This is a genomic window from Silvibacterium sp., from assembly GCF_047605705.1.
Classification (GTDB): Bacteria; Acidobacteriota; Terriglobia; order Terriglobales; family Acidobacteriaceae; genus Silvibacterium.
Genome location: NZ_JASGFD010000040.1, coordinates 1 through 20617 on the forward strand (window position 1 = coordinate 1; position 20617 = coordinate 20617).

Genomic DNA, 20617 nt, shown 5'->3' on the forward strand with positions numbered 1-20617 from the left:
CGACAGCGGCGCTGCCACCGACGCGACCCTCGCCCATCCCGGCGCTGTCGCCTACGACGCCTCCGGAAACCTCTACCTCGCCGACACCAACAACCACGTCGTCCGCGAGATCGCGAAGTCCACCGGCGTCATCACCACCGTCGCCGGAGACGGCACGGAAGGCTTTTCCGGCGATGGCGGCGCGGCGACCTCCGCGCAGCTCGACACGCCCACCGGCGTAGCCGTGGACAGCAGCGGCAACCTCTACATCGCCGACACGCACAACCAGCGCATCCGCGAAGTCTCAGGTGGCACCATCACCACCATCGCCGGCAACGGCACCGCGGGATACAGCGGAGACGGCGCAGCCGCGACCGCGGCCGAGCTGAGCACACCGGCCGCCGTCGCCGTCGGCACGGACGGCAGCGTCTACATCGCCGACACCAACAACCACAGCATCCGCAAGATCTCGGCAGGCATCATCACTACCATCGCCGGAACCGGCCTGCAGGGTTACGCGGGCGATGGCGGCGCAGCCACATCGGCGCTCCTCGATACGCCCATCGCGATCGCCGTCGATGCGAGCAACAACCTCTACATCGCCGACCGCCATAACCAGCGCGTGCGTGAGGTGCTGGCCTCGGGCACCATCACCACGCTCGCAGGCACGGGCACGCCCACCTTCAGCGGCGGCTTCGCTGGCGACGGCGCAGCCGCGGCCTCCGCATCGCTCGCCAGCCCTACTGGCGTTTCGGTCGACGGCAGCGGGAATGTCTTCGTCGCCGATACGAACAACCAGCGCCTGCGCCAAATCAGCGGAGCCACCATTGCCACTCTCTTCGGAGACGGCACCCAGGACCCCACCACGCTCAACGCCCCGCGCAGCGTTGTGTCCGATGCAACCGGCAACCTCGCGCTCGCCGACACACTCAACCAGACCATCCTGGGCCTTGCGCTGCCCACGCTCACCTTCGCCAGCTCCCAGGTCGGCGAAGCCTCCGCGGCACAGACCATCACGCTCGCGAACACCGGCTCGGCCTCGATCACGGTCGCGAGCCTCTCCTTTGCAGGCACCTTCGCGCTGGCCTCCGGCGGCAGCTGCTCCGCCGCGCCGATCACGCTGGCCGCGGGCGCTTCCTGCACGCAGAACATCGCCTTCCTCCCCACCGTGCTGGGCGCAGCCTCCGGTGAAGTCACCGTCAGCGGAAGCGGCGTCGTCTCACAGTCCGTACTGCTGACCGGCACCGCGACGCAGGGCACCAGCAGCCTCGCGCTCGCGACCACCGACGCGACGCCCGACGTGAATGAGAGCGTCACGCTCACCGCGACCGTCGCCGCCAACGGCAGCGGCACAGCTCCCACGGGAACGGTAGCCTTCTCGGTGAACGGCGCCGCGGTGGGAAGCGCGACCGTCGCCAACTCCGCGGCCAGCCTCGCCTACACCTTCACCTCGGCGGGCAGCTACACCGTATCCGCGAGCTACTCCGGCGACGCGAACTACGCAGGCTCGACCGCCACCGTGGCGGAGAACGTCACCGACTTCAGCCTCGCCTCGGCCTCCGGCTCCGCGAGCAGCGCATCCGTGCAGCCGGGCGCTTCGGCCAGCTTCAGCTTTACCGCGACCCCGCTGAACGGCGCATTCAACACGCCCATCAGCTTCTCCGCCAGCGGACTACCCGACGGCGCGACGGCGACCTTCAGTCCCGCCTCGCTCACGCTCGGCTCCTCGCCCGGCCAGGTCACCGTGACCATCCAGACGCCAGCCACGACCGCGCTGCTGCGCCGGGCAGGCAGCCCGATGCTCGTTGGCATGGGCATGCTCTTCCTGCTCGCGCCCTTCGGCCTCAAAGCGAATCGCCGCCTGCGCGCCCAACTGCTGCTCGTGTGCCTGAGCCTCGGCGGCCTGCTCACGCTTGGCTCGCTGGCAGGCTGCGGTTCGAGCTCCGGCTTCTTCGCGCAACCCTCGAAGAGCTACACCATCGAGATCACCGGCTCCGCAACCACCGCCAGCGGCTCGACCCTGCAGCACGTCACAACCGTCACCCTCACGGTGCAGTAAAGGAGTGATCTTGTCACGAAGGGGTTCTTTTCTCTCGCGCAGCGGTTCTTTCCTGATGGGATCGCTCCTACTCCTCGGCTCCGCGCGTGCTCTCTTCGGGCAGCAGGCTCCGCAGCCAGCGGACCTGGCCGTCACCTACAGCGCCGGGCATTCGCTCGAAGCCACGAGCCAGACCAACTTCTGGATGCAGGGCGGCTCGATCGAGCTCGGGTCTAACACGTGGCACGGACTGGGCGCGGCAGCGAACGTCAGCGGCTTCCACGCCTCGTCCATCGGCGCCAGCGGCATCCCGCTCTCGCTCGTGACCGCGACCTTCGGGCCGCGCTATCGCTGGCGTTCCCAGCACCGCCGGACAGCCTTCTCGCCCTACGGAGAGGCGCTGCTCGGCATTGCCAACGGCTTCGACAGCGTCTTTCCCGCGCCCCGCGCTGCGCAGACCTCGGCCGACGGCATGGCGCTGCAGCTCGGCGGCGGCATCGACTACGACCTCGGACACCGCTTCGGCATCCGCGTGCTGCATGCCAGCTGGCTGCGCACCTACCTGCCGAACGGCACGGACAACCTCCAGAACACGCTCGTGCTCGGCAGCGGAGTGGTGCTGCACTTCGGCTCCTAAGCCGCGGGATCCTGTAATAGGAAACACATCGGGTGCCCCACGTCTCGACTTTGAGACGTGGGTTCGCAGAATCTCCACGGTGGCCCATTCAAGCCCGCTGTTGGCTTGAGTGGGGCGAACCTACACCGACGGAAACGTAATCGTCGCGCCCATGGAAGTAAGAAACGCCAGCGGATTCCAGTAGTCCTGCCAGCGGATAATGCGGCCATCGCGGAAGGTCAGCACGACGATGTACCTCGGATGGAAAGGCCGCCCCGTCTGAATCGCCTGCCCTTTGCCCTCGGCCTGCAGGATCACCGTCTCCGGATCGACAGTCTTATGCATGGCCACCAGGCGGACCTCGTCGAGCCGGATCACCTTCTTGAGCTCATCGAGATAGGGCGCAATCTCCCGCTTGCCGTTCAGCCTCTGCGGACGGCCCTCCGGCGCGAAGGGAAACTCCATCACCGCATCGTCCGCCACCAGCTCCAGCAGCAGGGCGTCCCAGTGGACGGAGGTCAGGTTGTCGAGAAAGAACTGCAGCGCTTCATCGATGGATTTTGTCGTCCCGGGCATGGCTTGGCTCCATTTCATCCTATAGTGAGTGACTCAACTTACTATTGCAATGCTAGAACCGGGCCGAATCGCAAGTCAAGTGCACCAACTCACCTCGTACAATGCGGAAAGAGTGAAGAAGAAGCCGCAATCCGAGCCGAAGCCCGCCACAGCCGCAGTCCGCGAGCCCTCGTACCACGAGCGCGTGAAGGGCGAGAAGCGCCGCGCCGCCATCGACGCCGCGATGGAAGTCTTTCTCGAGCAGGGCTACGAGCGCGCCTCGCTGCAGCAGATCGCAGGCCGCGCCAGCGTCTCCACCGCCACGCTCTTCAAGCGGTTCCCTACCAAGGCCGCGCTCTTCGAGGCCATCGTGCATGACTTCTGGAGCGAGGATGCCGAGATCGGCAGGATTCCGCCTGTCGGCGATCCAAAGGCCGGGCTGCGCCGCATCGGCATGGACTTCGCCACACTTGTGCGCCTGCCGCGCATGGTCGCCTTCACGCGGCTGCTCATCGCGGAGGCCCCGCGCTTCCCCGAGCTGACGCAGGTGATGCTCGAGACCGGCAAGATCCCATACATCCTGCGCGTGGCCGACTATCTCAAGCAGGAGCGCGCCGCGGGCCGCCTCAAGGTCGAAGACCCGAAGCGCGCCGCGCGCCAGTTCCTCGCCATGATCGCGGACCAGCTCTTCTGGCCCGCGCTGCTCACCGCCGGGTTCAAGGTCTCCGACCGTGATGCAAAGCTGGCCGTGGACGAAGCGCTGCAGACGCTGCTGGCGCGCCACGCCGCACCTGCCCGCAAAGCAAAAGCGTAGGCCGGTGGCCTATACAAGCCGATGCTGGCTGGTGGCCCATGCCAGCCCGATGTTGGCCTGAGTGGGGACGAACAAACTTACTCAGCACAGAGGGCACAGACGGCTTCGTGCCTTCCCGCCGAAGCTGAGCTTGGACGGGGCACCCTCATTCTTTGCCAGAGGAGAGAACCGCAGGTCCCTCCACTGCGCTCACTGCGTTTGCTTCGGTCGGGATGACAGTACAGAGGGAAGTGTCGGGTGTCCCACCTCTCGCGTCTGAGAGGTGGGTTCGCAGTATCCTCACGGTGGCCCATGCCAGCCTGATGTTGGCTTGAGTCGGGACGAACAAGCTACTCGACGCGCAGAACCTCCATCGGATCCACGCGGGCTGCGCGCCACGCAGGTAGCGCGGCCGCGACCGCCGCGGTCATCGCCAGCACCGCCGCTGTGCCTGCGAGCGCCAGCGGGTCGAGCGGCTTTACCCCGAAGAGGAACGAACGGACCGCGTGCTCGGCCGCCCATGCGCCGGCGATGCCCGGCACCAGCCCCCATGCCACCATGCGGGCCGCCTGCTGCAGCACCAGCCGCGAGACGCCGGTACGCGACGAACCCAGCGCCATGCGCACGCCGATCTCCCTGCGCCGCGCGTTCACCGTGTACGCAAGCATGCCGTAGATGCCGACAGCCGCGAGGACGAGCGCCATCGCGCCGAAGCCCGAGACCAGGCGCAGCGCCATCCGCCGCTCTTCGAGCGAGTTGGCGATGGCCTCCTCCATCGGCTGCAGCTGCATCTCGGCCATATCCGGTGCGGTCTGCTTCAGCGCTCCGCGAATCTCTTTATTGAGCGCGTCCTGCGGCAGCGGCGAGCGGATCGCGAACTGGCTCATCATGCCGTAGATCTGGAGGAACATCGACTCCTTCGGAATCTGCAGGTCGTCGAGATAGATCATCGGCTGGAACTCCGACGCGAGATCGCCTCCCTGCACCTCGTTCTGCACCACGCCCACGATGGTGAAGCCCTGCAGGATCGGCATGTCCGAGTCCTTGTCCGTTGGATCGCGATGCATCTTCAGCCCCACACCGAGCGGGTTGCGGCCAGCCAGATACTTGTCGACGAAGGCCTGGTTGACCAGCACAACGATGTTGGCGCTGCCGTCATCCTGCGGCAGAAAGCCGCGTCCCTGAAGCACGCGGATGCCGCTGGCGCGCACAAAGCCGGAGCTGACGATGCTGTAGTTGGCCGTATCGCTCTTCTGAAACGGACGTCCGCTGATGTCCGTTGTGCCGTTGAGATTGAAGGCGAAGCTCGAGAACGGAATGGACGTCTGCATGGCCGCAGCCTCCACGCCGGGCAGGCTTTCCAGACGATGCAGCAGCAGCGTGTTGCTCTGGAGCAGCGAGCCCGAAACCTGCGGGTGCTGCGGCATCACCACCAGCGTGGTGACGTGATGCGGGTCAAAGCCCAGCGGCACCTGCCGCAACGCGAAGAACGTTCGCACAAAGAGACCGCAGGTCACCAGCAGCACGCAGGTGAGCGTGATCTGCGTGGTGACAAGCACCGCCGAAGCGCGGTTGCGGGATGTCGTAGTACGCCGCGCCGCCGCGGCAGCGACAGTGCGCCGGCGCGTGCTGAAGGCGGGCGCGAGCGAGGCCAGCAAACCGGCCACCATCGCCAGCAGGACCACGGCCGCGAGCACCGAGGGATGCACGGCGAGCTCCTGAAAGCGGGGAAACTGATCGCCATAGGCGTGGCGGATCGCGGCAATTGCGGCGAAGGCAAGGCCGCCGCCGACTACCGCGCTGCCGAGGCTCACGATCAGGCTTTCAACAACCAGTTGCTGCAAGAGGCGCGGGAAGCTCGCACCCAGCGCCGAGCGCACCTGCATCTCCGGCAGCCGCTCAATGGCGCGCGCGATCTGCAGGCTCGCGGCATTGGCGCAGGCGATGAGAAGCAGGATGCCGACGCCGCCGAGCAGCGCCAGCAGCGGCGTCTGCAGGCTGCTGGTGAGGAAGCGCGTGACCGGCACGATCATCAGCTGACTGCCCGCGACGCCGCTTGAATCATGAATATGTTCAAGAAATCCACGCACCTCGGCAAGCGCCTGCGACGCGGTGACACCCGGCTTGAGCCGCGCCAGCGCCATCGACGCGTCGATGGACAGGAAAGTACTGCCCTTCTGCTGTTCGGCGACCGGCATGTAGACGACCGGACCGCGCGTGGGGAAATCGATCCCTTGCGGCAGCACGCCGACGACGGTCCGCAACTCGCTGGAGACACGGATGGTTGAGCCAACGGCGTGTGGGTCGCCATGCAGCTCTTCGAGCCAGAATTCATGGCTCAGGACGACGACCGGCTGCGTGGCGTCGCTGCGGGTGAGCACGCGGCCCATCTGCGCGGGCGCGCCCAGCACCTGAAAATACTCGGGGGAGACGAGGTTCAGCAGCGCGGTGCGCGAACCATCGGCCACACTGACCGGCGCGATGGTGGTGTTGTAGCTGGCGACCGCGGCGAGCGAACGGCCATCGTGGCGCAGCGCGTCAATCTGCTTGTTGCTCAGGTCCACGAAGGAGCCCGGCTGCTCGCTGCGCCCGTACATCACGACCAGTTCTTCCGGATGCGGCAGCGATACAGGCCGCAGCAGCACCGAGTCGATGACCGCAAGGATGGTCGTCACCGAGCCCAACCCGAGCGCCAGTGTGAGCACCACGGCGGCCATGTACCCGGGCGAGCGCAGCAGGCTTCGCATGCCATAGCGCAGATCATGCAGCAGATACTCGAACCACAGACCGCCCCACATCTCACGCGAACGCTCGACGGTGAGCAGCGTGTTGCCGAACTTCTTCTGCGCAGCCTCACGCGCCGCCTCGGGCGACATGCCGGACTGGATATTCTCTTCGATCTCCAGCTCGATATGGTTTTGGATTTCGTCCTGCAACCGCGTTCTGCGTCCGTTCCAGAATTGCATGCTGAAATCCCCCGTGGCTGTGTTTGGCTAGCGTGTCTTCGAAGCTGCCGGGCTGAGGATGCGGGCCATCGCGCTTGAGAACCGCTCCCAGCGCGAGGTCTCCTCGTGCAGCGCCTTGCGTCCCTTTTCCGTGAGGCGATAGAAGCGCGCCTTGCGATTGTTTTCCGATGTGCCGTCTTCGGCGGCGATAAGCTTCAGCTTCATCAGCCGCTGCAGCGCGGGATAGAGCGAGCCGTGGCCCACGCGCAGGACCTCGTCCGAGCGGAGCTCGATGGAGCGCGCGATGGCATGGCCATGCGCCTTGCCGAAGACGAGCGTCTGCAGGATGAGCAGATCGAGCGTGCCCTGCAGAAGATCGAGCGGGCTGTCTTTCTCTTGAGTCGACATTCGACCTGAGACTAGTCCCGGCTCCGGTCGAATGTCAAGGGGACTGCTGCGCACAAGGCGGAACTGGCCGTCCAGGCCTTTCGCCTTCGGCTGCTGCGCGCAGAGCGAATCGCCTTCGGCATCCGCTCCCGGTGGTCGCGATCTGCGAAATCTCCGGGTGCCCCACCTCTCGACTTTGAGAGGTGGGCTAGCGAAACCGCAGGTCCCTCCACTGCGCTCACTGCGTTCGCTGCGGTCGGGATGACACGGTGTAAGGCTTGGGTGAGCGAATGCGCCTGGGTTTCAATCTAGGCTTTAGTCTGGGATTCGATGTGCGCCTCGATGGCGGCGATGCGCTTGCCGGTCCACTTGCGGAGCAGCGCGTTGGAGTTTGCGCGCGGCAGCGATCCGGCGAGGATGCGATAGACATCGTTGCGGCGGATCTTCGAGGGGTGCTGGGGATCGAGCCACCGCTCGTTCTGGACCAGCAGGAGCAGGGTCTCGAGACCGATCAGGATGGGCCATACGCAGGCCAGCCGAAGGCGAAGCGCAAAGGTCGGCAGCGCGGCGGTGTACTCGATGCCGGCACGATAGTGATCGAGCGCGACGCGCAGCAGCTTGAGCAGGATGGGCCGCGCGCGCAAGGAGTTCGCGGGGTCCAGCAGCTCTTCGGCGGAGATGCCCGCCTCGTCGAGCAGCGTCTGCGGCAGATAGCAGCGGCCGATGCGGAGATCCTTCGGGCAGTCGCGCAGGATGTTCGTCATCTGCAGCGCCTTTCCGAGGCGGACGCCGCGCTCGATCATCGTGGCTTCATCCGCGCCGAGGCGCGTGGTCACGTGCGCATAGGTCATCCGCGTCCAGAACTCGCCAACGCAGCCGGCGACCATGTAGGTATAGCGATCGAGCTCGACGGGCTGCTGCAGCGCGACGACACGCCCGGAGGACTCATCGGGAAAGTGCTTCAGGTCGAACTCCATGCCTTCGGTGAGCGTGGAGACGATGCCGCGGATCGCGGCTTTGTCGGCTTCGGAGAACTGCGCGAGCAGAGAGAGCGCGGGCCCCAGCGATTCGAGCAGCGTGCGCTCGTCGGAATCCTTCTGCTGCCTGGCGACTTCGCTGACGACCTCATGCAGCGCCGCGGCATCGGGTGAGCCGTTTACCTGCGCGCGCAGCGAGAGCAGCAGCTCAAGGCGCTTCTCCGGCGCGATGAGCGAGGTGTCGGCGATGGTGTCCGCCGCCCGAGCCAGCAGATAGGCGAGCCCTACGGGGTCGCGCATGCCGGCGGGGAGGATGCTCAGCGTGAGATAGAACGAGCGGGAGACGCCCTTCAGCAGAGGGCCCAGGAGCTGTTTGCGATCGGTGATAGCCATGCACTCTGCGGATGCGCCGCAGCAACGATTCTACCGCTGCGGCCTGCCGTCTTTACGACTCGCGGCGCTCGGGCTGCCACTGGTCGTCGAAGCTGCGATCCACCCAGTCCCGGCGGTCTTCGCGTTCGCGCTGCTGGCGCTCAATCTCTTTTTGTTCGCGTTCTTCGCGTCCGTCACTCATGGTCCTATTGTATCGGCTCAGGGCTCAGATAGAAGCATCTGTCCTTCCGGCCGGAGCGGCCGCAGGCCGCGCGGTGGAGGCACCTGCGGTTCTCCTCACAAAGCGAAGGTGGGGCGTTCGTTGCTTCCCCACTCAAGCCAACTGCGGCTTGCATGGGCCACCCGGTGACGTTCGTTCTTGCCTTCCCACCTCTCAGAAGCGAGAGGTGGGGCACCCTGGTTAGCCCCCTGAGCTCTGCGCTCTGAGCCCTGAGCCCTTTAGCGTCTGCCAGCCGAGGCCGAGTAGCAGGTATCCGAGGTAGAGATACGGTAGCCAGTTGTACGGCGCGGCGGGGACGGGGTAGAGCGTGCCTGCGAGCGCGAGCAGCATGGCGAGGACGCCTGCCGCCGAGAGCACGACGATGCCGGGCGTGAGCTTGTCTTTCCCGCGCTTCTGCTGCCGCCCGAGATGTACGGGCAGCGCGATGCAGACCAGCGCGTAGACGGTGATGAAGCCATAGGTCGCGAGCGAGCCCATCCAGCCGTAGATGTTATCGGCGGAGACGCCGCGCAGGGCGAGCACGACGGCGGGCACGAGCGTGGCCAGCGCGGTGACGAGCACGGCCCAGTGCGGCGTCTCGTTTTTGGCGTGCGTGCGGGAGAGCGCGCGGTGCGCGAGGCCGTGATGGCTCATGAGCATGAGCACGCGCGAGGCGGCGGTGATGCAGGCCAGCACGCAGGCGAACATGCTGATCATGGCGCCGATATCGACCAGCGTGCCGAGCAGGCCGACCTTGGCGTGGACCGCGAGAACGTGCAGCGGCGCGGCGGCCTGGTCGAGCGGCTGCCCCATATCGCGATAGCCAAGGACTTCGGCGTAGATGCAGAGGATGAAGAAGGCGCCGCAGCCGATGGCGCACTGCAGCACCGCGCGGGGGATGGTCCGGAGCGGCTCGCGGGCCTCTTCGCCAAGCGCGGTGGCCGACTCGAAACCGACAAAGCTGAACAAGGCAAGCACCAGTCCGAGGCGGAAGCCCGAGCCGGTGGCGCCGGCGAGATGAAGCTGCGGCCAGTCCAGATGCAGCCCGTGGCGATACGCGACCACGGCGAGGATGAGAACGATGCAGGTGACGGAGGCACCCTCCATCCAGAGCATCATCTCGGCGGAAAGCTTGATGTCGCGCCAGGCCATGAAGCCGGCGAGCACGACGGCCACGGTCATCAGCAGGACAGGCGGCGCGGAGAGGCCGAGCGCGGCGTGGAGCAGAACATTTGCGAAGTTAAAGAATCCGGCCGCGACCGAGGAGGCCGTGGCGATGTAGGCCAGCAGCAGCGCCCATCCCGCGATGCCCGCCACCCAGGGCGGCAGCGACTGCGAGACATAGGAGAAGAGCGAGCCGGGTGAGGCGGAGCGGCGTCCGAAGCAACCGATGACCAGGCCGACGAGCACCAGCGCCGTGGTGGCCGTGAGGTAGACGAGCCAGGTGGCGTTGCCGGCCAGCGCGAAGACCAGCGGGATGGTCATGGCCGGGGTCGCGGTGGGGGCGATGGCCGAGACGGATTGCGCGAGCGTCTCCCAGGGGCCGAGGACATGGCGGCGCAGGCCGTAGCCGGGGCGGGTTTCGTCGAGTAGTTCGGGCAAAAGGGGTGGGCGCTCCTGAGTCTTAGTTTTTAGCTTCTAGCTTCCAGCCGAATGCCCTGAGAGGCAAGAGATTCCTGCTGCTTCGCGCCGGGCGGATCGCCTTGGGCACGCGCTCCCGGTGGTCGCGAGTTGGGGTTCGGTTGCCGCCTGGGGGCTCACAGCAGGACAAACCGCAGGTTCCTCTACTTTGGTCAGGATGACAGGGTTATGGGGGTGCTTGTCCCCCCACTCAAGCCGACACCAGGCTTGAATGGGCCACCGTCGGGGTTCGTGCCTTCCCGCCCAAGCGAAGCTTGGACGGGGCACCCTCTTTCGTGCCGGTGCGGACAAACCACAGGTCCCTCCACTGCGGTCGGGATGACAGGGTTATGGGGGTGCTTGTCCCCCCACTCAAGCCAACCTCGCTGGAATGGGCCACTGTTGGGGTTTGTGCCTTCCCGCCCAAGCGAAGCTTGGACGGGGCACCCTCTTTCGTGCCGGTGCGGACAAACCGCAGGTCCCTCCACTGCGGTCGGGATGACAGGGTGGTTGGAGGACCGCTGGAGTTTGTGCCTTCCCACGTCTCAAAACCGAGACGTGGGGCACCCGGGGATTGCGGCTGGATTGGCTTTCGCTAGAAGCTAGAGGCTAAAAGCTAGGAGCTGTTAATGGATTACGAGGCGATGCTGGCGGTGGCGGTAGGTGAGGCTCGGGCGGGGTTGGCCGAGGGCGGGATTCCGATTGGGGCGGCGATCTTCCGGGCGGATGGCTCGCTGGTGAGCTCGGGGCACAACCGGCGCGTGCAGGAGGGCGATCCCTCGGCGCATGGGGAAACCGACGCTTTCCGGCGGGCGGGGCGGCAGCGCTCCTACCGGGACCTCATCCTGGTGACGACGCTGGCTCCGTGCTGGTACTGCTCGGGGCTGATCCGCCAGTTCGGATTCGGGACGGTGGTCCTGGGCGAGAGCCGCAACTTCGAAGGCGGCGCCAAATGGCTGGCGGAGCTGGGGATACGGGTGATCGACCTGGACTCGGCGGAATGCGTGGCGATGCTCTCAGAGTACGTCCGTAACCATCCTCAGGTGTGGAACGAAGATATCGGAGAAGAGTGAGGGGGGAGTGCGCCGATATGGGGAGCAGCCCTCCCCCGGGCGTGCGGGCGTCTCCCACGGCCGCCGCGACGCGGGGAACGGGTGAGACCCCGACCCGGCGCACGACCGGAGGGTCGGCTTAAGGCTGCTCCGGCGTTTGCCGGAGGCTGCTTCCGGCAGGAGAGGACAGCCGGAACGGACAGCCCTTCCCTAAGCTCGACCCGAGGCGCGACGCAGGAGAGAGAAGCGTCGCGTCTTGAAGAGTCTGAGCGCACTGACCGCTGCATGGCTGCTGATCGCCCCGCTGTCGCAGAGCCTGACGACGCGCATCGTGGAGTGCGTGCTGGTGCTCTGCTACGCGGCGATGTTCGGGGCGCTGGTGTGGATGATGCTGCGCCTGGGGCAGTCGCCGGCGATGGCGCGCTATCGCTGGACGGCCTCATGGGTGGCGGCGCTGCTGCTCTCGGAAGGCGCGCTGCGGCTGACGCAGGCGGCCTCGCAGTGGGTGCCCCTGGGCTATCTCGAGGTGACGCTGCGGGTGGCGGCGACGATGGTGGCCACGGCCGCGGCGGTGTACTTCGTGATGGCCGCGCCGCGGCTGGCCGGGCTGCTGCGCCGAATTGCGCACCCGACCGGCGACCAGGCAGAGCGGCGGATGAACGCGGCGATCCAGGAGACGGAGCAGATTGCCGAGGCGCTGGCGGAGTCCGACACGCGCTTCCGGCTGCTGGTGGAGGGCATCCGCGATTACGCCGTGTACACGGTGGACCCGGCGGGCGTGATCACCACGTGGAACCGCGGGGCGGAGCGGCTGCTGGGCTACAAGGAGCAGGAGATCCTGGGAGCGCATTTCTCGCGCCTGCTCACGGCAGAGGAGAATGCCGCGGGAGTTCCGGAGCAGCTGATCGCGAGGGCGCGGGAGTGCCGCTATACCGAGGACGAAGGCTGGCGGGTGCATGCGGACGGCACGCGCTTCTGGGCGCGGGTGGTGAAGACGGCGCTGCTGGACGACTGCGGGCAGCTGCGCGGCTTTGTGGTGATCGTGCACGACATGACGCTGACGCGGAACGCGGAGCGGCAGGCGCTGGAGCAGGGAGTGCGGCTGAAGGCGCTGGTGGAGACGACGGCCGACGGCGTGGTGACGATCGACCATATGGGGGTGATCGACGGCTTCAACCCGGCCTGCGAGCGGCTCTTCGGCTACCCGGCGGACGAGGTGATCGGCAGGAACGTCAAGATGCTGATGCCGGAGCCCTTCCAGAGCCAGCATGACCGTTATCTGAGCCGCTATGCGGAGACGGGCAAGGGCGGCATCATCGGCACCTCCGGCCGCGAGGTGCGCGGGCTGCGCAAGGACGGCACCGAGTTCCCGATGGACCTGGCCGTGGGCGCCTTCCTGCTGGACGGAACATGGCACTACTCGGGCATTGTGCGCGACCTGACGGAGAAGAAGAAGCTGGAGCAGGATCTGCGCGAGAGCCTGCAGAACCGGGTGCGAACGCAGGAACGCTTTCTCTCGCACGTCTCGCATGAGCTGCGCACGCCGCTGACGGCGATCTACTTCTTCGTGAGCAACGTGCTGGACGGCATCTTCGGCGACCTGACCACGGACCAGCGGGACCAGCTGCAGCTGACGCTCGAGAACACCAAGCAGCTGAAGGAGATGGTGAGCGACCTGCTGGACATCACGCGGATCGACTCGCACAAGCTGACCATCTCATCGCAGCCCTCGAACCCGGCGCGGCTGGTGCTGGAGGTGATCAGCACCTGCCGCAAGAACGCGAACGAGGCCGAGGTGAAGCTGAGCAGCGAGCTTTCCGGCAGGCTGCCGTTTGTGTGGGCCGATCCTTCGCGGGTGCGGCAGGTGCTGACAAACCTCATCGAGAACGCGGTCAAGTTCACGCCGCCGGGCGGCACGGTTACGGTCGGCAACGAGCCGTTCCAGGAAGGCGACGAGCGGCTGTGCCTGAAGGTGAGCGACACGGGCTGCGGCATCAAGCCGGCGGACAAGGAGCGGATCTTCGACCGGCTGGCGCAGGCGCAGGGGGCGAACGAGGCCAGCCGCAAGGGGCTGGGGCTCGGGCTGTTCATCTCGCGCGAGCTGGTGATGCGGCATGGCGGACGGATCTGGGTGGAGAGCGATCCGGGGGTGGGCAGCACCTTTTTCTTCACGCTGCCGGCCTTCAGCCTGCAGCAGTGGTGCGAGCGGGTGCTGAGCCAGAGCGAGCGCGAACCCAACCAGATCACGCTGATTGCCGTGGACCTGGGCACGCACGGCGAGGGCATGAGCGGCGAGATGCTGCACGACTGCAAGCGGACGGTGGAGCGGTGCATTCATCCGGGACAGGATGTGCTGCTGCCGATTGCGGGACGCGAGCAGGAGACGATGCCGACGATTTTCATTGCTGCGCGCGCGGGCACGCAGGGAGTGGCGATTATCGAGAGCCGCATCACGCGGGAGTTCTCGTCGTCGCTGAAGCTGGAAGGGATCCAACTGGGGATTACGGCCTCCTCGGTCGATATAACCCAGGGAGCGAGCCGCGAGGAGCAGACGGCCGAGGTGACCGCCCAGATCGAGAAGCTGATCGATGCGCATTTATCGAGGAAGGGGAGCTGAACTTTGACTCCGAAGAAGATTCTGATTGTGGACGACGACCAGCATCTGCTGATCGGACTGACAGCGCGCCTGAAGCATCACGGCTATAGCGTGGTGACCTCGATGGACGCGGTCTCTGCCATTGCGGTGGCCAAACGAAGCGCGCCGGACCTGATCATCCTGGACCTGGGACTGCCGGCCGGAGACGGCTACCTGGTGCTCGAACGGCTGAAGGAGCTGCCCGACCTGGCCATGATCCCGGTGATCGTGCTGAGCGCGCGCGACCCGGTGCCGAACAAACAGCGGTCGATGGAGGCTGGCGCGGTCGCCTTCTTCCAGAAGCCGCCGGAGAATCACGCGCTGATGGCGGCGATCCACCATGCTTTGGGTGAGACGACAGCTCTAAGTGCTTTCCTTACGACGTAGGGTGGGAAGCGGAGGTTGTGCTTTCCCACGTCTCAGACGCGAGACGTGGGGCACCCGCTGCTTTGCTCTCCATCCCTCTCTGTCATTCCGACCGGAACGAACAAAGTGAGCGGAGTGGAGGAACCTGTAGTTCTTCGCCCATGCCGTACAAACCGCAGGTCCCTCCACTTCGCTGCGCTTCGGTCGGGATGACAGGGGGAGTCGAATTTGCATTGATTCGGGTGGCCCATTCAAGCCCGAAGTTGGCTTGAGTGGGGAAGCCATGAACCACACCGATCTGCTTGTTTGAGAGAACCGCAGGTCCGCTTCGGTCGGGATGGCAGGGAGTTCGGGGAATCGAATTTGCATCGATTCGGGCGGTCTGCGAATCTGTCCCGGTATGAACGGCTTTCAGCTTGCGTTGCTCGGTGTGGCGGTGGCCGCGGTGGTCTTCACGGTGGTGCGCCTGCTTTCCATCCAGCGCGCGCGGCGCGAGCTGGCGCTGCACTGTATCGAGCCGGACGAGCTGAACCAGCTGCTGCAGGCCGGCAAGCCGGTGCAGCTCTATGACCTGCGCCAGCCGCTCGATCTCTTCATCGATGCCGAGACCATCCCCGGCGCGCGCCGCATTGCGCCGCACGAGATCCTCACCGATCCCACGCTGATTCCGGCCGACCAGGACTCGGTCGTCTACTGCACCTGCCCAGGCGAGGAGACCAGCCGCAAGATCGTCGAGCGGGCGCTTTCCATGGGGTTCCGGCACATCCGCCTGCTGCGCGGGGGCCTGGCTGCGTGGAAGGCTGCGGGATATCCGGTCGAGCCGTACAAGGGCAACATCAGCCTTGAGCCTGCCAACTTCGCTCGCTGAGAGCTGCTCCTCTGTGTACACCACTCAAGCCAAAACCAGGCTTGCATAGGCCACCGCTGCTTCGTGCAGGGCGGGTCGCGCTCCCGCTGGTCGCGTGGGAGATCTTCGCCTGTTGGGGGAGAACCGCAGGTTCCCCCACTGCGCTCACTTCGTTCGCTTCGGTCGAAATGACAGGTTTTTGGGGAGCGAGAGGTGGGCACCCGAATCCTCTCCTTCCACCAAAACCTGTCAGAAAATGACGGCTTTGTGGCGCGTAGTGCCTCTCCTCTGCTAACTTGGTCTGTCAAAACCTGTCGCAAGAGGACGGTTTTGGTGAGGGAGCTTTTTAATGTCGACTGCCGATGCCGCGGAGGATGACCCCATGCGGGAGTCCGAATATTCGATCGTTCGTTCGCAAAGCGCTGAAATACAAGGGAATGGCATGGCGGCCCAGGCGCAGTCGTCACTGCGGGCGGCAGCAGCTGAGGCCCGCGCCACCGCGGAGCGGGCTGCTTCCCGGCTCTTCTCCCTGCAACATACGGACGGCTACTGGGTCGGCGACCTGACGGCAGACTCGACGCTGCAATCGGACTACATCCTGATGCAGATGTGGCTCTACCCGGCCGAGGCCGACGGCAGCTGGAACCCGCCGACCCTGCCGCAGGTTCGCAAGGCCGCGCAGTCGCTGCTCAACACGCAGCGCGCCGACGGCGGCTGGAACATCTACGAGCCCGGCGAGTCGGAGATCAACGCCACTGTCCGCGCCTACGCCATGCTCAAGATGACCGGCTTCGATCCCGAGGACGAGCGCATGCGCCGCGCCCGCGCGCTGATCCTCCGCATGGGCGGCATCCAGGAGTGCAACAGCTACACGCGCATCAACCTCAGCCTCTTCGAGCTCTTCCCGCGCAAGTATTGCCCCACCATTCCGCCGGAGATCATGATCGTCCCCGGCAACGTGCTCTACGAGATGTCCTCGTGGACGCGCACCATCATCGTGCCGCTCTCCATCGTGCAGGCGCTGGCCGCGCCGCGCCGCACGCCCGGCCATCGCCGCATCGAAGAACTCTTTCACCCCAGCCGCCGGCTCGCGCTCCATCGCAAGGACCGCATCGCGAACGTCTTCGTCCACGCCGACAAGATCTTCAAGCGCTGGGAGCGGCAGAATGTCCGCAAGATTCGCGACCGCGCCATCCGCGAGGCCGAGACGTGGATGATGAGCCGCCTGCACCACAGCGAAGGCCTCGGCGCCATCTACCCCTCGATGATGTACTCCATCATGGCGATGGAGGTGATGGGCTATGAGAGCGACCATCCCGATCTCGAGCAGGCCATCCGCCACTTCAATGGCCTCATGCTCGAAGGCGAAGAGACGCTGATCTTTCAGCCGGCCAAGTCGCCGGTGTGGGACACGGCCATTGCCGCCTTCGCGCTGGGCGAGCTGGGCCTGGCCGACCGGGACGAGAGGACGGCTGCCTCCATGACCAGGGCCGCCGACTGGCTGCTCAGCAAGGAGATCCGCCGCAAGGGCGACTGGAGCGCGAAGCGCCCCGACCTCACGCCTTCGGGCTGGGTCTTCGAGTTCGAGAACGAGTTCTACCCCGACATCGACGACACGGCGATGGTGCTGCTGACCCTGTTGCATGCGAAGGCCAGCGATCCGGAGAAGCAGGCCCGCGCCGAGAAGCGCGCCGTGAACTGGCTGCTCGGCATGCAAAGCTCCGATGGCGGCTGGGCGGCCTTCGACGTCGACAACAACTGGCAGGTCCTCAACCAGGTGCCCTTTGCCGACCACAATGCGATGCTCGACCCCACCTGCCCGGACATCACCGGGCGCGTGCTCGATTCGCTGGCCCGGCGCGGATTCACCTACGCGCATCCGGCCATCGAGCGCGGCATCCGTTACCTGCTCACGCAGCAGGAGACAAACGGAAGCTGGTACGGCCGCTGGGGCGTGAACTACGTCTACGGGACGTTCCTGGCCCTGCGTGGACTTGTCGCCACGCGCGCGCCGGGCGCGGCCGACGCCATCGCCCGCGGCGCACACTGGTTGCGCGAGGTGCAGAATCCGGATGGCGGCTGGGGCGAGAGCTGCCTCGGCTACGAGACGAACCGTTTCGAGCGCGCGGTGAGCACGCCTTCGCAGACGGCATGGGCGGTGCTCGGCCTGATCGCCGCCGGAGCCTTGCGCAGCAACGCCGTGGCCGACGGCATCCGCTGGCTCAACGAAAAACAGCGCCCGGACGGCACCTGGGACGAAGCCATCACCACCGGCACCGGCTTTCCGCAGGTCTTCTACATCCAGTACGACCTCTACCGGAACTACTTCCCGGTGCTCGCACTCGCGACGTATGCCTCGGCGCTCGAGGATACGAGTAAGTACTCGCCGAGCTGGAATCACCTGCCGAGCCTGGTGTAAGGATTCTCGACACCGGGTGCCCCCACATCTCGTGCCGTGCGAGATGTGGGTTTGCAGAAACCTCAACGGTGGCCTGCTCAGGCTTCTGTTCCCTGGGTGGGGGGAGATTCTGTCATCTCGACCGAAGCGAGACAGCTTCATCGTCTCGCGCAGTGGAGAGACCTGCGGTTCCTTCTCGCACCGGATGATCCTCAAAGGAAAAGGCGAGCTGCATGGGACCGGCTCTCAGAAAGCGAATCCTCCTACGCGAAGAAGATAAGCTAAAAGAAACTCTTCACGGAGATACCATTCCTGGTGCGCCGCACTTTCATCCTGCTCTGGACGCTTTGCCTACTCTGCCTCGCCGCTGTTCCTCTCGCGCATGCCGACGCGCTCAAGCCGCGCGTCATCGTCTTTGTCCACGGCCTGCATGGCGATCGCGAGACCTGGCGCGCCGCCAACGGCGCCTACTGGCCACAGATGATCCAGACCGATCCGCACTTCCGCAATTCGGATGTCGTCGTCGCCCAATACCCCACGCCTTCGAGCCACGGACAGTACTCCACGCAGCAGCTCTCTGAAATCCTCTACCGCAGCCTGCAGAGTCAGCATGTCTTCGATCATCGCGAGATCGTCTTCCTCGCGCACAGCCTCGGTGGCCTGCTCACCGAGGAGATGCTGCTCAACCATCCCGACGTGGCTGCGCGCACGCGCTTCATCGTCTCCTACGCCACGCCGCATGAGGGTTCTTTCGTCGCCAGTCTTGCCAAAATCTACGACAGCGATCCGCTGCTCACCGACTTGAGCGACAACAACGACAACAACTTCCTCATCGATCTCGAACAGAAATGGCGCGGCACGCCGTCCGCTGTGCGTATCCATCGCTACTGCGCCTTTGAGACGCAGGACACCGCCGCCGGCGAAGGCATCGGCCGCTATCTCCACGCGCACACGCGCGTCGTCAGCTTCTATAGCGCTACGTATGGATGCGACGTGGACACACCGCCGCAGAAGATCGATGCGGACCACATCGGCATTGTGAAGCCCGTCAGCCGCACGGCTGACGCGTACACCTTCTTTGCCCGCGTGTATCACAACAATCCTGTGCTCGATACGGTCGAGTTGACGCGCGATAACAGGGTTTCCGGCCTCACGGTCGAGTGCAACAAGACGAACACCGCGAGCGATCTGCAGGTGCCCGTCGCGCTCGACCCCACGCTGCACGAGCAGTTGCTTTGGGCCAGCGCCGAGTTCGTCGACACGGATAAGGTTCATGACGATGCGCAGCCCACGGTGACGAAGACCGATCCAATTGGTGTCGCGCACATCGCCTACTCGTTCAAAGGGCAGGGCAAGAGCCTGCTCATCGTCGGCTGCCCCACCGGCCGTGCATCGATACTCGTCCACTTCCACATCCGCGGACAGGTGCCTCTGAACGAATAACGTTCGTGCTGCTTCGCGCAGGGCGAATCGCCTTCGGCACTCGCTCCCGTTGGTCGCGTGGGGGGGATTCTTGCCTGTTGGGGGAGAACTGCAGGTTCCTCTGCTGCGCTCCCTGTGTTCTGCGAACCCACTTCTCAAAATCGACAGGCGGGGCACCCGGATTCTCGCTCATCCATGCATGGAGAGCTGTGCTTCCCCACTCAAGCCAACTTCAGGCTTGAATGGGCCACCCGGAGTGTGCCTGGCTCTTGAAGGATTTGTGCCTTCCGCCCAATGCTCATTTCCGAGACACCGTCATCCCCACTCCACAAGCCCTTGTCATCCCGACCGAAGCGAACGGAATGACAGCATGGAAAGCGAGCTGTGCCGGATGCGGCGAAGGCCCGGCAGCGGCGGGTTGGCTGTCCCACCGCCCACAGGTTGGGCACTACGCCGGGATGCGGCGGCTCGGGCTCGCCTGCGATGGTGGCAGCAGCGGGGTCTGGAGCCGGGATGGTCACAGGTTCCGCTGCAGGCTCTTCGGCGGCTGAGGACTCGGGCAGGCGTGCGGCCGAGGATGGCGTGGGATCGGGATCTTCGTCGGGACCGGTATCAGGATTGGAATCGGGACTGGAATTTGGGCTGGGCGTTTCAGGCTTGGCCTGCGGCTTGGATGGGCTTTTGCTGTAGCCGGATTCGGGCAGTGGACGGCCTGCCTGATCGGGAAAGAGGCTGTCGCGGAGGAAGCGGTCGAAGCTCCATTCGCGCGCCGCGGCCTTCTTCTCCGCAGGCGCCTTTGCGGGGGGCATCCATGGCGCGGGCGGAGCGAGGTCCTCGCCTGCAGGGCCGATGGTGAACTCGTCTACATACATAAGAGCGGGATCCACAGAAGCGGGAAATGCGAGAGCGGGAGAGAGAGGAGCGTGCGGCTCGGAAGTCATCTCCGCATCTGTTTCCGCATCTGGCCCGGGCGTGGGTTCCGTGACGGATTCTTCCCGTGCGGCGCGGCGGCGGGTTGCGGCAGCTGCCGGGCGCGGCGGCGTGAGCAACTGGGAAACATTCCTTGCCGCGGCGAGCAGCAGCTTGGCGGCGTTGAGATTGAGCGTGCCGTCGGCGATGCCGCGCAGGATGCCGGTGTAGAGCTGGAGAAGGTCGGCGCGATCTTCGAGCAGAGGGATTTCCAGCACGCCGCGCCGGCGCTGGTCGCGGCTGTGAGGGTAGCAATAGGGATCGCCGGGGAGGGCGCGGCGCACGCAGCGGCGGCCGCTGGCCTTGAGGTGCCGGCAGAGTTGGGGTTGCGCTTCCACATGCAACGAGATGGGCTGAGACATGATGCCTCCTGAAGGAACACAAGGCGGAACGGTGAAAGGCCCGGCGAGGGCGCCAAAAAAGAGA

General features: G+C 65.6%; 16 protein-coding genes. 9 read left to right on the plus strand and 7 right to left on the minus strand.

Annotation, left to right across the window (positions count from 1 at the left end; genetic code table 11):
* Together QM649_RS14285 and QM649_RS14290 are read left to right on the plus strand one after the other, a co-directional pair.
* Positions 1–2038 (plus strand): Ig-like domain repeat protein (locus QM649_RS14285; RefSeq protein ID WP_415199725.1); only part of this gene is annotated, 2038 nt, incomplete at its 5' end.
* 55 nt (positions 2039–2093) lie between these two features.
* Positions 2094–2654 (plus strand): hypothetical protein, encoded by a 561-nt coding sequence (locus QM649_RS14290; RefSeq protein WP_415199726.1) that lies wholly within the window; start codon positions 2094–2096, stop codon positions 2652–2654.
* Positions 2655–2774: 120 nt separating this feature from the next.
* On the opposite strand, the gene QM649_RS14295 is transcribed toward QM649_RS14290, so the two are convergent.
* Complete coding sequence (locus tag QM649_RS14295; protein ID WP_415199727.1) at positions 2775–3209, minus strand: nuclear transport factor 2 family protein; 435 nt, start codon at positions 3207–3209, stop codon at positions 2775–2777.
* Positions 3210–3321: 112 nt separating this feature from the next.
* On the opposite strand from QM649_RS14295, the gene QM649_RS14300 reads away from it, so the two are divergent.
* A complete protein-coding gene (locus tag QM649_RS14300; protein WP_415199728.1) occupies positions 3322–4002 on the plus strand; it encodes a TetR/AcrR family transcriptional regulator in 681 nt (226 codons plus the stop codon).
* Between the two features lie 329 nt (positions 4003–4331).
* Here the strand turns inward: QM649_RS14300 and QM649_RS14305 are convergent, their stop codons facing one another.
* From QM649_RS14305 to QM649_RS14325, 5 genes are all read right to left on the minus strand, one after another.
* A complete protein-coding gene (locus QM649_RS14305) occupies positions 4332–6947 on the minus strand; it encodes an ADOP family duplicated permease (protein WP_415199729.1) in 2616 nt (871 codons plus the stop codon).
* Between the two features lie 27 nt (positions 6948–6974).
* The gene (locus QM649_RS14310) at positions 6975–7334 is read right to left on the minus strand and encodes a PadR family transcriptional regulator (protein WP_415199730.1); all 360 of its coding nucleotides are present in this window, start codon (positions 7332–7334) and stop codon (positions 6975–6977) included.
* Between the two features lie 287 nt (positions 7335–7621).
* A complete protein-coding gene (locus QM649_RS14315) occupies positions 7622–8683 on the minus strand; it encodes a phytoene/squalene synthase family protein (RefSeq protein ID WP_415199731.1) in 1062 nt (353 codons plus the stop codon).
* 52 nt (positions 8684–8735) lie between these two features.
* Positions 8736–8864, minus strand: coding sequence for a hypothetical protein (locus QM649_RS14320; RefSeq protein ID WP_415199732.1), 129 nt, complete (start codon positions 8862–8864; stop codon positions 8736–8738).
* Between the two features lie 219 nt (positions 8865–9083).
* Positions 9084–10484, minus strand: a complete 1401-nt coding sequence (locus QM649_RS14325) for an APC family permease (protein ID WP_415199733.1) — start codon at positions 10482–10484, stop codon at positions 9084–9086.
* A 647-nt stretch (positions 10485–11131) separates the two neighbouring features.
* Between QM649_RS14325 and QM649_RS14330 the strand changes: the two genes are divergently transcribed.
* From QM649_RS14330 to QM649_RS14355, 6 genes are all read left to right on the plus strand, one after another.
* Positions 11132–11575, plus strand: a complete 444-nt coding sequence (locus QM649_RS14330) for a nucleoside deaminase (RefSeq protein WP_415199734.1) — start codon at positions 11132–11134, stop codon at positions 11573–11575.
* 235 nt (positions 11576–11810) lie between these two features.
* Positions 11811–14171 (plus strand): PAS domain S-box protein, encoded by a 2361-nt coding sequence (locus QM649_RS14335; protein WP_415199735.1) that lies wholly within the window; start codon positions 11811–11813, stop codon positions 14169–14171.
* A 3-nt stretch (positions 14172–14174) separates the two neighbouring features.
* Positions 14175–14576, plus strand: coding sequence for a response regulator (locus QM649_RS14340; RefSeq protein ID WP_415199736.1), 402 nt, complete (start codon positions 14175–14177; stop codon positions 14574–14576).
* Positions 14577–14955: 379 nt separating this feature from the next.
* Positions 14956–15423 carry a rhodanese-like domain-containing protein gene (locus QM649_RS14345; protein ID WP_415199737.1) on the plus strand — a complete coding sequence of 156 codons (468 nt, stop codon included), beginning with the start codon at positions 14956–14958 and terminating at the stop codon, positions 15421–15423.
* 328 nt (positions 15424–15751) lie between these two features.
* Positions 15752–17821 (plus strand): squalene--hopene cyclase, encoded by a 2070-nt coding sequence (gene shc, locus QM649_RS14350; protein ID WP_415199738.1) that lies wholly within the window; start codon positions 15752–15754, stop codon positions 17819–17821.
* A 294-nt stretch (positions 17822–18115) separates the two neighbouring features.
* A complete protein-coding gene (locus QM649_RS14355; protein WP_415199739.1) occupies positions 18116–19243 on the plus strand; it encodes an esterase/lipase family protein in 1128 nt (375 codons plus the stop codon).
* 200 nt (positions 19244–19443) lie between these two features.
* On the opposite strand, the gene QM649_RS14360 is transcribed toward QM649_RS14355, so the two are convergent.
* Positions 19444–20553, minus strand: coding sequence for a hypothetical protein (locus tag QM649_RS14360; protein ID WP_415199740.1), 1110 nt, complete (start codon positions 20551–20553; stop codon positions 19444–19446).
* Positions 20554–20617: the final 64 nt, after the last annotated feature.